This window comes from Curtobacterium sp. C1, assembly GCF_021049325.1.
GTDB classification, from domain to species: Bacteria; Actinomycetota; Actinomycetes; order Actinomycetales; family Microbacteriaceae; genus Curtobacterium; species Curtobacterium citreum.
This window is the reverse complement of record NZ_CP088076.1, coordinates 1,884,539-1,897,979: the sequence shown is the minus strand read 5'-3', so window position 1 is coordinate 1,897,979 and position 13,441 is coordinate 1,884,539. Positions and strand designations below refer to the sequence as shown.

The following is a 13,441-nucleotide window of genomic DNA, read 5'->3' as shown; positions in this document are numbered from 1 at the left end:
GCGTGGGCACCAGAACGGTCCTGCAACAGCCCGACATCACGCGTGCCCTGACACGCATCGCGCACGAGATCCTCGAGGCCAACCACGGTGCCTCGGACCTCGTGCTCCTGGGTATCCCGACGCGGGGTGCCGTCCTGGCCGAGCGGCTCGCGTCGCTGCTCGCGGACATCGAGCCCGAGTGGGCCGCCGAGCGCGACCAGCGCCTCGGCACGCTCGACGTGACGATGCACCGGGACGATCTGGGGCACGGCATCGGTCGTGCACCGCACCGCACCACGATCCCGACGAGCGGCATCGACGGCAAGGTCGTCGTGCTCGTCGACGACGTGCTGTACTCCGGCCGCACCGTGCGGGCCGCCCTCGACGCCCTGCAGGGCATCGGGCGGCCCCGTGCGGTGCGGCTCGCCGTGCTCGTCGACCGCGGGCACCGGCAGCTCCCCATCCGGGCGGACCACGTCGGCAAGAACCTGCCGACGGCGTCCGACGAACGGGTCACGCTGCGCCTCACCGAGACCGACGGCACCGACGAAGTCGTGATCGAGCAGCCGGGGGACGACGCCTGATGCGCCACCTGCTCTCCACCGCCGACCTGTCGCGCGACGAGGCCGTCCGGATCCTCGACGTCGCCGAGGAGATGGCCGAGGTCAACACGCGCGAGGTCCGGAAGCTCCCGGCCCTCCGTGGCAAGACCGTCGTCAACCTGTTCTTCGAGGACTCCACCCGCACCCGCATCTCCTTCGAGGCGGCGGCGAAGCGGCTCTCGGCCGACGTCATCAACTTCGCCGCGAAGGGCTCGAGCGTCTCGAAGGGCGAGTCGCTCAAGGACACCGTGCAGACCCTCGGCGCGATGGGCATCGACGGCATCGTGATGCGGCACCCCGCGTCCGGCGCTCCGCGGGTCCTCGCCGAGGCCGACTGGATCGACGTCCCCGTCGTGAACGCCGGCGACGGGACGCACGAGCACCCGACCCAGGCGCTCCTCGACGCCTTCACGATGCGCCGTCGGCTGCACGGTGACGCCAGCCGGGGCGCGGCCCTGGACGGTGTCCGCGTGACGATCGTCGGCGACGTCCTGCACAGCCGCGTCGCCCGGTCGAACGCCTGGCTCCTCCGCACGCTCGGCGCCCAGGTCACGTTCGCCGCTCCGCCGACGCTCCTGCCGGCGGTCGACCGCCCGTTCGGCGCAGCAGTGCACCACGACCTCGACGCGGCCCTCGCCGAGGACCCGGACGTCGTGATGCTCCTCCGCATCCAGCAGGAGCGCATGAACGACGCGTTCTTCCCGAACCCCCGCGAGTACACGCGGCACTTCGGCCTGACGGCGGCCCGCGCGGCGGCCCTGTCCGAGCGCACGCTGATCATGCACCCGGGGCCGATGAACCGCGGACTCGAGATCGCCGGCGTCGCCGCCGACGACCCCCGCTCGACCGTCGTCGAGCAGGTCGCGAACGGCGTGTCGGTCCGGATGGCCGTCCTCTACCTCGCCCTGACGGGCGAGCACGAACCGAAGGAGTCCGTCGCATGACCGCTCACCTCATCCGTGGCGCGCAGCTGGTCGACGGCACGCGTGCCGACATCCGCCTGGAGGCGCGGCGCATCACCGCGGTCGGGTCCGGTCTCGACGCGGCCGGGGCCACGGTCGTCGACGCTGACGGGCTGATCGCGCTGCCCGGCCTCGTGGACCTCCACACGCACCTCCGCGAGCCCGGTTTCGAGGAGTCCGAGACGGTGCTCACCGGGTCGCGAGCGGCGGCCGCCGGCGGCTTCACCGCGGTGAACGCGATGGCGAACTCCTCGCCGGTCGCCGACACGGCGGGGGTCGTCGAGCAGGTGCAGGCGCTCGGCGACGACGCCGGGTACGTCACGGTCCGCCCGATCGGTGCGGTGTCGCAGGGGCTGCAGGGAACCCACCTGTCCGAGATCGGGGCCATGGCGACGAGCAGGGCGAAGGTCCGGGTGTTCTCGGACGACGGGTCCTGCGTCGCCGACCCGCTGCTCATGCGCCGGGCGCTCGAGTACATCAAGGGCTTCGGCGGCGTCCTCGCGCAGCACGCGCAGGAGCCGCGGCTCACCATCGGCGCGCAGATGAACGAGGGCCGGCTGTCGTCGGAGCTCGGGCTCGCCGGCTGGCCCGCGGTGGCGGAGGAGGCGATCATCGCCCGCGACGTGCTGCTCGCCGACCACGTCGGAGCGCGCCTGCACGTGTGCCACGTCTCGACCGCGGGCAGCGTCGAGGTCATCCGCTGGGCCAAGTCCCGCGGCATCGACGTCACCGCCGAGGTCACGCCGCACCACCTCGTGCTCACCGAGGACCTCATCGCCGGGGTCGACGGCGCGCCCGGGTACGACGCCAAGTACAAGGTGAACCCGCCGCTCCGCTCGCGCGAGGACGTGGACGCGCTCCGCGCCGCACTCGCCGACGGCACCATCGACATCGTCGCCACCGACCACGCGCCGCACACCGCCGAGGCGAAGTGCTGCGAGTGGCCGGCCGCCGCGAACGGCATGGTCGGACTCGAGTCGGCGCTCAGCGTCGTGCACGCGGCCGTGGTCGAGTCCGGACAGCTCGACTGGGCGGACGTCGCGCGCGTCCTGTCCGAGGCGCCGGCGCGCATCGGGCAGGTCGAGGGCCACGGACAGCGCATCGTCGAGGGCGCTCCAGCCGAGCTCGCCCTCTACGACCCGGCGGCCGTCCGCGAGTTCTCCGTGGCGGATCTTGCCGGCCAGTCGCAGAACTCCCCGTACCTCGGGATGCGCCTGCCCGGACGGGTCGTCGCGACCTTCCACCACGGCGCCCCGACGGTGCTCGACGGCCGGCTCGTCGACGCCGAGACCGTCGCGGCGCACGCGCGCAGCGTGCGGGCGGAGGCGACGGCATGAGTGGTGACGCGCTGCGCTGGCTCGTCGGCGGGATCGTCCTGGCCCTCGTCGCCCTGCTGTTCGTCGCCATGGCGCGCACCTGGCGGACGCGGGCCAGGCGCCAGACGGCAGCCGTGCCTCCCGTCCCGGTCCCGACCGACGTCGGACCGGCAGCCGGGTCCTGGGACGGGTTCACCGTCGCGACGACCCGCGCCGACGAGCCACTCGAACGCATCACCGCCGGCGGTCTCGGGTTCCGGGGCCGCGGCGGGGTGACCGTCCACGACACCGGGGTGGTCCTGCACCACGCCGGCGCCGTGGACCGCTGGATCGCGGTGGACGCCGTGCGCGGCGCCGACCGCGCCACGTGGGCCATCGACCGTGTGGTCGAGCCCGGGGGACTGGTCCGTCTGCGATGGACGGCGACCGGCGCCGCAGGTGCGACGGACCTCGACACCTACTTCCGGTTCCCGGAGGGCGGCGCAGCAGCACTCGCCGCCCTGCAGGGACTGACGACGACGCACGAACACCCGCACCCCGCGGGCGAAGGGACGAACTGATGACACGCGAACGGGCCGTGCTGGTCCTCGAGGACGGCACCCGGTACGACGGATGGGCGTACGGCGCCCGAGGCCGATCCCTCGGCGAGGTGGTCTTCGCCACGGGCATGACCGGCTACCAGGAGACGCTGACCGACCCGTCCTACGCCGGACAGATCGTGGTGCAGACGGCACCGCACATCGGCAACACCGGCGTGAACGACGAGGACCCCGAGTCCCGTCGCATCTGGGTGGCGGGCTACGTCGTCCGCGACCCCAGCCGCGTCGTGTCGAACCACCGCGCGAACGCCACGCTCGACGATCACCTGGAGCGCGACGGCATCGTCGGCATCTCCGGGATCGACACCCGCGCGCTGACGCGTCGGATCCGCGATGCGGGCGCCATGAAGGGCGGCGTCTTCAGCGGTGCGGACGCGGACCTGTCCGCCGACGAGCAGCTGGCCGCCGTCCGCGACCAGGCCGCGATGCAGGGTGCGAGCTTCTCGTCGATCGTCTCCACGCCGGAGACCTACGTGGTCCCGGCCGTCGGGGAGCAGATCGGCCGGCTCGCCGTGCTCGACCTGGGCGTGAAGGCGTCGACTACCCGCTACCTCGCCGAGCGCGGGTTCGAGGTGCACGTCGTGCCGCAGGACATCACCGCGGCCGAGCTGTCGGCGCTGGATCCCGATGCCCTCTTCTACTCGAACGGCCCCGGCGACCCCGCCGCGAGCGACGCGCAGGTCGAACTCCTGCAGCAGTCGCTGCGGACCGGCCGCCCGTTCTTCGGCATCTGCTTCGGCAACCAGCTCCTCGGCCGCGCGCTGGGCTTCGGTACCTACAAGCTGCCGTTCGGCCACCGCGGGATCAACCAGCCGGTGCTCGACACCGCCACGGGCAAGGTCGAGATCACGAGCCAGAACCACGGCTTCGCGGTCGACGCGCCCCTGGACCAGGTCGTCGAGTCGCCCGCCGGGTTCGGTCGGGTCGAGGTCTCGCACTACTCCCTGAACGACCAGGTGGTCGAGGGGCTCCGCGCCCTCGACGTGCCCGCCTTCAGCGTGCAGTACCACCCGGAGGCGGCGGCCGGCCCGCACGACTCCATGTACCTGTTCGACCGGTTCGCCGACCTGGTCCGCGCGCGCCGTGCGGGGGAGCCGCTCGACGCGGCCACCGCCACCGCCACGACCCCCGCAGCCGACGTCACGAAGGAAGCCAACTGATGCCGAAGCGCGCAGACATCAACTCCGTCCTCGTCATCGGCTCCGGCCCGATCGTCATCGGGCAGGCCGCCGAGTTCGACTACTCCGGCACCCAGGCGTGCCGCGTCCTCCGCGCCGAGGGCGTCCGCGTCATCCTCGTCAACCCGAACCCGGCGACGATCATGACCGACCCGGACTTCGCCGACGCGACCTACATCGAGCCGATCACGAGCGCGTCGCTCGAGGAGATCATCAAGATCGAGCAGCCCGACGCGGTCCTGCCGACCCTCGGCGGTCAGACGGCGCTCAACGCGGCGATCAAGCTCGACGCCGAGGGCATCCTCGAGAAGTACGGCGTCGAGCTCATCGGCGCCAAGGTCGACGCGATCCAGCGCGGCGAGGACCGCCAGCTCTTCAAGGAGCTCGTCCTCGAGTCCGGCGCCGACGTGGCCCGCAGCCACATCGCGCACACCCTCGAGGAAGCCAAGGCGTTCGCGGCCGACCTCGGATACCCGCTCGTCGTCCGGCCGTCCTTCACGATGGGCGGCCTCGGTTCGGGCTTCGCCTACAACGAGGAGGAGCTCGTCCGCTTCGTCGGCGACGGCCTGCAGTCCAGCCCGACCACCGAGGTGCTCCTCGAGGAGTCGATCCTCGGCTGGAAGGAGTACGAGCTCGAGCTCATGCGGGACAACTTCGACAACACGGTCGTGATCTGCTCGATCGAGAACGTCGACCCGGTGGGCGTCCACACGGGCGACTCGATCACGGTCGCCCCCGCGCTGACGCTGACCGACCGCGAGTACCAGAACATGCGGAACATCGGCATCGACATCATCCGTCGCGTCGGTGTCGACACCGGCGGCTGCAACATCCAGTTCGCCGTCGACCCGTCGAACGGCCGGCTCATCGTCATCGAGATGAACCCGCGCGTCTCCCGCTCGTCGGCGCTCGCGTCGAAGGCCACGGGCTTCCCGATCGCCAAGATCGCCGCGAAGCTCGCGATCGGCTACCGGCTGGACGAGATCGAGAACGACATCACGCGCGTCACGCCGGCGAGCTTCGAGCCGACGCTCGACTACGTCGTCGTGAAGACCCCGCGGTTCGCGTTCGAGAAGTTCCCGGCGGCCGACGCCACGCTCACCACCACGATGAAGAGCGTCGGCGAGGCGATGGCCATCGGCCGGAACTACGCCACCGCGCTGCAGAAGTCCCTGCGCAGCCTCGAGAAGCGCGGCTCGAGCTTCCACTGGGACACGCCGGCGGCCGAGCTCGACAAGGACGCGCTGCTGTCGAAGGCCCAGGTGCCGACCGACGGCCGCATCGTCACGGTGCAGCAGGCGCTCGTCGCTGGCGCCACCGCGGACGAGGTCTTCGAGGCCACGAAGATCGACCCGTGGTTCATCGACCAGATCGTCCTCATCAACGAGGTCGCGGCCGAGGTCGCAGCAGCCGAGACGCTCGACGCGGACACCCTGCGGTGGGCCAAGGAGCACGGCTTCAGCGACGCCCAGATCGCGGGCCTGCGGGGAATCTCCGAGCAGGAGGCCCGCACCGCACGGCACGCCCTGGGCATCCGCCCCGTCTTCAAGACGGTCGACACCTGCGCCGGCGAGTTCCCGGCCCTCACGCCGTACCACTACTCGTCGTACGACACCGAGACCGAGGTCGCCCCGAGCGACCGCAAGAAGGTCGTCATCCTCGGCTCCGGCCCGAACCGCATCGGCCAGGGCGTCGAGTTCGACTACTCGTGCGTCCACGCCTCCTTCGCGCTCAGCGAGGCCGGGTTCGAGACGATCATGATCAACTGCAACCCGGAAACGGTGTCGACCGACTACGACACCTCGGACCGGCTCTACTTCGAGCCGCTCACCACAGAGGACGTCCTCGAGGTCATCGAGGCCGAGGCCGCGTCCGGCGAGCTCGTCGGCGTCGTCGTGCAGCTCGGCGGCCAGACCGCCCTGGGCCTGGCGAAGCCGCTCGAGGCGGCCGGGATCCCGATCCTCGGCACGAGCCCCGCAGCGATCGACTCTGCCGAGGAGCGCGGGCAGTTCTCCGCGATCCTGGAGCAGGCCGGCCTGCTCGCACCGCGCAACGGCACCGCGCACGACCTGGCGAGCGCGACCGCGGTCGCCGAGGAGATCGGCTACCCGGTCCTCGTCCGCCCGTCGTTCGTGCTCGGCGGCCGCGGCATGGAGATCGTCTACGACCCGGCCGCCCTGGCGGACTACTTCGACCGGATGGCCGACCAGGCGATCATCGGACCGGAGCTCCCGCTGCTCGTCGACCGGTTCCTGGACGACGCGGTGGAGATCGACGTCGACGCGCTGTTCGACGGGGAGCGCCTGTACATCGGCGGCATCATGGAGCACATCGAGGAGGCCGGCATCCACTCCGGCGACTCGGCGTGCACCCTGCCCCCGGTCGGGCTCGGCAAGGCGGAGATCCGCGGCGTGGTCGAGGCCACCGAGCGGATCGCACGCGGCATCGGCGTGCAGGGCCTGCTCAACGTCCAGTTCGCCATCGGCGCCGGCGTGCTCTACGTGCTCGAGGCGAACCCGCGCGCGAGCCGCACGGTCCCGTTCGTCTCGAAGGCGCTCGGCATCCCGCTCGCGAAGGCCGCGAGCCGCATCATGACCGGCACCTCGATCGACGCGCTCGTCGCCGAGGGCCTGCTGCCCGAGCGTGACGGCTCGTCCGTGCCCGCGCAGGCACCGGTCGCCGTCAAGGAGGCCGTGCTGCCCTTCCGCCGCTTCCGCACCCACGACGGCCAGGTCGTCGACTCGGTGCTCAGCCCGGAGATGCGCTCCACGGGCGAGGTCATGGGCATCGACCGCGACTTCCCCCGCGCCTTCCTCAAGTCGCAGGACGCCGCGTACGGCGGCCTGCCGACGAGCGGCACGGTGTTCGTGAGCGTCGCGGACACCGACAAGCGCCAGGTGGTCCTGCCGGTGCACCGCCTGCAGCAGCTCGGCTTCACGATCACCGCGACCGAGGGCACCGCCGAGGTGCTCCGCCGCAACGGCATCGAGGTCACGCTGGTCGGCAAGTACAGCGAGGGCGGTGAGAGCGTCGTCGACCTGCTCGCCCGCGACGAGGTCGACATCGTCATCAACACGCCGTCCGGTGCCGCCGGTCGTGCGGACGGGTACGAGATCCGTGCGGCGACGGTCGCGGCGGACAAGCCGCTCTTCACGACCATCGCGCAGCTGGGTGCAGCGGTCGCGGCGATCGAGACGATCGGCACGCCGCACAGCGTCCGCAGTCTGCAGGACTACGCGCTCGAGCGCGCGACCTGGTGACGGCCGGACCCGTGGCAGCTGACACCCGGACAGGGCCCACGCCGCCGGTTCCGGACCGACGCGCCAGCGGCGGGCCGGCCGTGCCGGTGGGGAGAGGCACAGCCCCCTTCGGCGTGCGGCTCGCCGCCGCCATCGCGTCGCGTTCCGCACTGTGCGTCGGCATCGACCCCCACGCCGCCACCCTGGCGGCGTGGGGGCTCGGCCGCGACGAGCAGGGGCTGACGGCGTTCGGCGCCGCCCTGGTCGACGCGGCCGCCGGCCGCGCAGCGATCGTCAAGCCGCAGGTCGCCTTCTTCGAGGCGGCGGGGGTCGCCGGCTACCGCGCGCTCGACGCGACCGTCCGTCGGGCAGGTGATGCGGGCCTCCTGGTCGTCGCCGACGTCAAGCGGGGCGACATCGGCTCGACCGGAGACGACTACGCGCTGGCCTGGCTGGACCGCGACGGGCCGTTCCGGGCCGACGCGATGACGGTCTCGCCGTACCTCGGCTACGGGTCGCTCGTCGGCACCGTCGACGTGGCGCGCCGGAACGGTGCGGGGGTCTTCGTGCTCGCCGCGACGAGCAACCCCGAGGCACGGCTCCTGCAGACCGCGGTCGTCGCCGAGGGCCCGCGTGCCGGCCGGACGGTCGCGGCCGGTATCGTGCTCGATGTGGCAGACGACAACCGGACCGGCGGCGACCAGCCGCTCGGGGACGTCGGGCTCGTGCTCGGCGCCACCCTCGACCTCGACGACTTCGGCATCGACGCGGCGGCCATCGGCTCCGCGCCGGTGCTCGCCCCGGGCTTCGGTGCGCAGGGCGCCCGGATCGAGGACCTCCGGTCGCTGTACGGCTCGCGTGCCGAGCAGGTGCTCGTGAGCGAGTCCCGCGGGCTGCTCTCCGCCGGCCCCGACGGGGTCGCCGGGCTCGTGCAGGAGCGGGCGGACCGCATCCGTGCGGCGCTGGAGGTGGCCGCGTGACGGACGGCACGGACGGCGCACCCGTCGACCGCAGCGGTCTCCCCGCGCACCGGAACCCGCCGGAGGTCGACCGGGTCGCCGCCGCCCGCGCCGCCGTGGCCGCGCGACGCGCCCGGGCAGCGGTCAAGGCGCAGGTCGCGTCGGGGGAGCGCAGCCCCCTCGAGGTAGCCCGTGCGGCCTGGTCCGACGCCGACCTGCCCGCCGAGAAGTCGCTGCGCGTCCGCGACCTCCTGACGAGCATCTCGGGCATCGGTCCCGCCCGGGCCGAGGCCGTCATGAGCGAGCTGCGGATCGCGCCGTCGAAGCGCCTCGGTGGACTCGGCTCGCGGCAGCGTTCGGCCCTGGCCGACTGGCTCGCCGCGCGCGGCCGGAAGCGTGGCACGTCGAAGCTCGTCGTGCTCGCCGGACCCACGGCCGTGGGCAAGGGCACGGTGAGCGCGTACATCCGTGAGCAGTACCCGGACGTGAACCTCAGCGTCTCCGCGACCACCCGGAAGCCCCGCCCGGGCGAGGTCGACGGCGTGCACTACTACTTCGTCGACGACGCCGAGTTCGACCGCATGATCCGCGACCGCGAGCTCCTGGAGTGGGCGGTCGTGCACAACTCCTACCGCTACGGGACCCCGCGGCCGCCCATCGACCGCGCGCTCGACGCCGGCGACAAGGTGATGCTCGAGATCGACCTGCAGGGCGCGCGGCAGGTGCGCGACGCCATGCCCGAGGCGGTCCTGGTGTTCCTGCTCCCGCCGACCTGGGAGGAACTCGTCCGCCGCCTGATCGGCCGCGGCACCGAGTCCGCCGAGGAACAGGCCCGCCGGCTCGAGACCGCCAAGGTCGAGCTCGCCGCCCAGGACGAGTTCGACGTGCGGATCGTGAACTCCGATGTCGGCACCGCGGCACGAGAAGTCGTAGACTTGTTCACTGCGCCCTAGCCGGGAGCGCCCGTGCCCTCCGGGGCACACACCATCTTCTGCCGACTGGAGACACCATGGCCAACCCCCAGGGCATCATCGACCCGCCCATCGACGACCTGCTGTCCAAGGTGGAGTCGAAGTACGCGCTCGTCATCTTCGCGTCGAAGCGCGCTCGTCAGATCAACGACTACTACGCCGACCTGCACGAGGGGTCGCTCTTCGACAACGTCGGGCCGCTCGTCGACTCGACCATCGACGACAAGCCGCTGTCCGTCGCTCTCCACGAGATCAACGAGGACAAGCTGACCGTCACCAAGCAGCAGCCCACCGACTGACCGCGGTGACGAGCACCAACCTGCGCCTCTTCACGTCCGAGTCGGTGACGGAGGGGCACCCCGACAAGATCTGCGACCAGATCTCGGACACGATCCTCGACGCGCTGCTCACGGTCGACCCGCACGCGCGCGTCGCCGTCGAGACGATGGTGACGACGGGGCTGGTGCACGTCGCCGGCGAGGTCACGACCTCGGGCTACGTCGAGATCCCCAAGCTCGTCCGCGACGTCATCACGGGCATCGGGTACAACTCGTCCGAGGTCTCGTTCGACGGTCGCACCTGCGGTGTCGAGGTCTCGATCGGTGCGCAGTCGCCGGACATCGCGCAGGGCGTCGACGAGTCCCTGGACAGCCGCTCCGGCGCAGGCGTCGACCCGCTCGACCGGCAGGGTGCCGGCGACCAGGGCATCATGTTCGGCTTCGCGACGAACGAGACGCCCGAGTACATGCCCGTCGCGATCTGGCTCGCGCACCGCCTGGCGGAGCGTCTGGCCGAGGTCCGCAAGACCGGTGTGCTCGCCTTCCTCCGCCCCGACGGCAAGACGCAGGTCACGGTCGGGTACGACGGCGTCGTCCCGAAGACCGTCGAGACCGTCGTGCTCTCGACGCAGCACTCGCCGGCGGTGACGCTCGCCGAGCTCACGGCGCAGATCACCGAGCACGTGATCCGTCCGGTGCTCGACCTGGTGGACCTGGACTCGTCGCACGTCGACGTGATCGTGAACCCGACCGGTCGGTTCGAGATCGGTGGTCCCCAGGGCGACGCCGGGCTGACCGGCCGCAAGGTGATCGTCGACACGTACGGCGGTGCGTCCCGGCACGGTGGTGGCGCGTTCAGCGGCAAGGACCCGTCGAAGGTCGACCGCTCGGCCGCGTACGCGCTGCGCTGGGTCGCGAAGAACGCCGTCGCGGCGGGGCTCGCGGACCGGCTCGAGGTGCAGGTGGCGTACGCCATCGGCCGCGCGAAGCCCGTCGGGCTGTACGTCGAGTCGTTCGGCACAGGGCACGTCGACGACGCCACGATCGAGGCCGCGATCACGCAGGTGTTCGACCTGCGTCCGGCCGCGATCATCCGCGACCTCGACCTGCTCAAGCCCCGGTACGCACAGACCGCGGCGTACGGCCACTTCGGCCGCGAGCTGCCCGGCTTCACCTGGGAGCAGCTCGACCGCGTCGAGGAACTCCGCGCCGCCGCAGGACTCGTCGCCGCCACCGTCTAGGGCACCGCGTGCCCGTCGTCGCGCGTGTCGTCCTCGACTCGCCGCTCCCGCAGTTGGACCGTCTGTTCGACTACCGGGTGCCGGCCGAGCTCGAGGACGACTGCGTGCCGGGCGTCCGTGTCAAGGTGCCGCTGCGCACCGGGGCGCGGATGTCCGACGCCTGGGTGGTCGAGGTCGTCGCGGCGGACGCCGCCGACGCCGACACGACGTTCGCGGGGGAGCTGAGCCCGGTCGATCAGGTCGTCTCGCCGGTGCCGGTCCTGGCACCGGAGATCTGGTCGCTCGCCCGGGCCGTCGCCGACCGGGCCGCGGGTGTCGCCTCCGACGTGCTCCGACTTGCCGTCCCGCCCCGGCAGGTGCGCGCCGAGAAGGCTTGGCTCGCGCGGGATCCCGAGTGGTCGCCGCCGTCGGTCACGGCCGGCCCCGTCGCCGGGTACGCCGAGGGCGTCCTGGAGGCGCTGGTCACCGACCACGGACGCGCTGCGGTGGCCGCCCTGCCGCACCCCGTCGCGCTGCACCCGGACCCGGCTCCCGCTGCTCCCGAGCCGGGACCGGATCCGGTCTGGGTCCCCGGATGGGCCGCCACGATCGCCCAGGCCGCGGCGCACGCCGTCGCCGCCGAGCAGTCCGCCGTCGTCGCGGTCCCCGACTTCCGCGACGTCACCGACCTCGAGCGGGCACTCCTCGCCGTGCTGCCGGTCGAGCGCGTCGTGCGCTTCGACGCCAAGCAGACGAACGGCGCGCGGGCGAAGGCACTGCTGCAGGCCCGGTCGCACGCCGTCGTGGCGATCGGCAACCGCACCGCGATGTACGCGCCGGCGACCGACCTCGGTCTGATCGTCGTGTGGGACGACGGGGACGCCTCGTTCGTCGAGCCCCGGGCACCGTACGTGCACACCCGTGACGTCGCGCTCGTCCGGGCGGCCCAGTCCGGCGCCGGGCTGCTGTTCGTCTCGCACGCGCGGAGCACCGACGTGCAACGGCTCGTCGAACTGCGCTGGCTCGACGAGGTCGCTCCGTACCGGCAGCCAACCCCGAAGGTCATCCCGACGGTGCAGCAGGGCGGTGCCGAGGGGTTCGCGGCCCAGGCACGCATCCCGAGCACCGCCTGGCGTGCGGCGCGCGAGGCGAGTCAGCACGGGCCGGTGCTCGTGCAGGTCGCGAGTCCCGGGTTCGGCACCGGCCTGGTCTGCGCCGAGTGCGGGGAACGGGCGCACTGCCGGGTGTGCGGGGGACCGCTCGGCCAACCCCACCGCGGCGCGACCCCGCAGTGCCGGTTCTGCGGCGCCCTCGCCGTGGGCTTCCGGTGCCCGACGTGCGGCAACGGCACCGTGAAGCCCGTCGGGCAGGGCGCTCAGCGCACCGCCGACGAGCTCGGCCGGGCGTTCCCGGGCACCCGCATCGTCGTCGCCGACGGTTCCCGACCGCTCGACGAGGTCCCCGCCCGCCCCTCGGTCGTCGTCGCCACCCGCGGCGCGGAGCCGAACGTGCCGGGCGGCTACGCCTGCGTGCTCCTCCTCGACGGGGAGCGCATGCTCGCCCGCGAGGGCCTCCGCGTGCAGGAGGACGTGCTGCGGTTCTGGACGGGCGCCGCGGCGAAGGGCGCCCCCGGGTCCGAGGTCTACCTGGTGGGCATCGGCGGCCGGCTCGCGACCGCGATGGCCACCTGGCGGCTCGACGTCCCCGCGCACGACGAACTCGTCGACCGTCGCGCGCTGCACTTCCCACCGGCGGTGCGGGTCGCGACCCTGACCGGCACGGACGACGCCGTGACGGCCGCGGTCGAGGCCCTCGGGGACACCCTGGTCGGCGACGTGCTCGGTCCGGTGCCGGTCGAGGACGACCCGGTCCCCGGCACCGTCCGGGCCATCGTGCGGTTCCCGTACGCGCACGGCGCCGAGGTCGCGGCGACGCTCAAGGCCGAGGTCATCCGGCGCTCCTCCACCCGGCGGGTGCTCCCCGGCGGCAACCGCCGTCGTGCGGCACCCACGCTCCGCGTCCGGCTCGACGACGCCGAGCCCTTCGCCGAGGTCTGACCGCCCCCGCGCGTCGAGGCCACCTGTGCCAGGCTGAGGGACGGTGGCCACGAGCCACCGCCGAACACACCACACGCACAA

11 protein-coding genes are annotated in these 13,441 nt (G+C 72.6%); all 11 read left to right on the top strand.

Annotated features, from left to right (window positions below):
* Positions 1-2 precede the first annotated feature (2 nt).
* The 11 genes from pyrR (at position 3) to LQK89_RS09135 (ending at position 13,360) form a co-directional block, all read left to right on the top strand.
* Positions 3-563: a bifunctional pyr operon transcriptional regulator/uracil phosphoribosyltransferase PyrR gene (gene pyrR / locus LQK89_RS09185; RefSeq protein ID WP_058742127.1), complete on the top strand. Its 561-nt coding sequence runs from the start codon at positions 3-5 to the stop codon at positions 561-563.
* Positions 563-1,525, top strand: a complete 963-nt coding sequence (locus LQK89_RS09180) for an aspartate carbamoyltransferase catalytic subunit (protein ID WP_231048926.1) — start codon at positions 563-565, stop codon at positions 1,523-1,525. The genes pyrR and LQK89_RS09180 overlap by 1 nt, the downstream gene beginning before the upstream one ends.
* Entirely contained in the window at positions 1,522-2,880 is a 1,359-nt protein-coding gene (locus tag LQK89_RS09175; RefSeq protein WP_174778187.1) for a dihydroorotase, read from the top strand. Before LQK89_RS09180 ends, LQK89_RS09175 begins: the two co-directional genes overlap by 4 nt.
* Positions 2,877-3,419 carry a PH-like domain-containing protein gene (locus LQK89_RS09170; protein WP_058742130.1) on the top strand — a complete coding sequence of 181 codons (543 nt, stop codon included), beginning with the start codon at positions 2,877-2,879 and terminating at the stop codon, positions 3,417-3,419. Before LQK89_RS09175 ends, LQK89_RS09170 begins: the two co-directional genes overlap by 4 nt.
* Positions 3,419-4,618 carry a glutamine-hydrolyzing carbamoyl-phosphate synthase small subunit gene (gene carA / locus LQK89_RS09165; RefSeq protein WP_231048925.1) on the top strand — a complete coding sequence of 400 codons (1,200 nt, stop codon included), beginning with the start codon at positions 3,419-3,421 and terminating at the stop codon, positions 4,616-4,618. The genes LQK89_RS09170 and carA overlap by 1 nt, the downstream gene beginning before the upstream one ends.
* On the top strand, positions 4,618-7,896 hold the full coding sequence (carB, locus tag LQK89_RS09160) for a carbamoyl-phosphate synthase large subunit (RefSeq protein WP_231048924.1): 3,279 nt from the start codon (positions 4,618-4,620) through the stop codon (positions 7,894-7,896). Before carA ends, carB begins: the two co-directional genes overlap by 1 nt.
* Before the next feature lie 113 nt (positions 7,897-8,009).
* On the top strand, positions 8,010-8,855 hold the full coding sequence (pyrF, locus tag LQK89_RS09155) for an orotidine-5'-phosphate decarboxylase (RefSeq protein WP_231048923.1): 846 nt from the start codon (positions 8,010-8,012) through the stop codon (positions 8,853-8,855).
* Positions 8,852-9,787 carry a guanylate kinase gene (gmk, locus tag LQK89_RS09150; RefSeq protein WP_058742133.1) on the top strand — a complete coding sequence of 312 codons (936 nt, stop codon included), beginning with the start codon at positions 8,852-8,854 and terminating at the stop codon, positions 9,785-9,787. The genes pyrF and gmk overlap by 4 nt, the downstream gene beginning before the upstream one ends.
* 56 nt (positions 9,788-9,843) lie before the next feature.
* Positions 9,844-10,104: a DNA-directed RNA polymerase subunit omega gene (gene rpoZ / locus LQK89_RS09145; RefSeq protein WP_058742134.1), complete on the top strand. Its 261-nt coding sequence runs from the start codon at positions 9,844-9,846 to the stop codon at positions 10,102-10,104.
* 5 nt (positions 10,105-10,109) lie between these two features.
* Positions 10,110-11,324: a methionine adenosyltransferase gene (gene metK, locus LQK89_RS09140; protein WP_231048922.1), complete on the top strand. Its 1,215-nt coding sequence runs from the start codon at positions 10,110-10,112 to the stop codon at positions 11,322-11,324.
* Positions 11,325-11,332: 8 nt separating this feature from the next.
* Complete coding sequence (locus LQK89_RS09135; RefSeq protein ID WP_231048921.1) at positions 11,333-13,360, top strand: primosomal protein N'; 2,028 nt, start codon at positions 11,333-11,335, stop codon at positions 13,358-13,360.
* The last annotated feature ends 81 nt before the right edge of the window (positions 13,361-13,441 follow it).

Bases quoted from the DNA above. Each gene is read 5' to 3' on its own strand.
- LQK89_RS09180 (WP_231048926.1), top strand. From the start codon at position 563: ATGCGCCACCTGCTCTCCACCGCCGACCTGTCGCGCGACGAGGCCGTC.
- LQK89_RS09175 (WP_174778187.1), top strand. From the start codon at position 1,522: ATGACCGCTCACCTCATCCGTGGCGCGCAGCTGGTCGACGGCACGCGT.
- LQK89_RS09170 (WP_058742130.1), top strand. From the start codon at position 2,877: ATGAGTGGTGACGCGCTGCGCTGGCTCGTCGGCGGGATCGTCCTGGCC.
- carA (WP_231048925.1), top strand. From the start codon at position 3,419: ATGACACGCGAACGGGCCGTGCTGGTCCTCGAGGACGGCACCCGGTAC.
- carB (WP_231048924.1), top strand. From the start codon at position 4,618: ATGCCGAAGCGCGCAGACATCAACTCCGTCCTCGTCATCGGCTCCGGC.
- rpoZ (WP_058742134.1), top strand. From the start codon at position 9,844: ATGGCCAACCCCCAGGGCATCATCGACCCGCCCATCGACGACCTGCTG.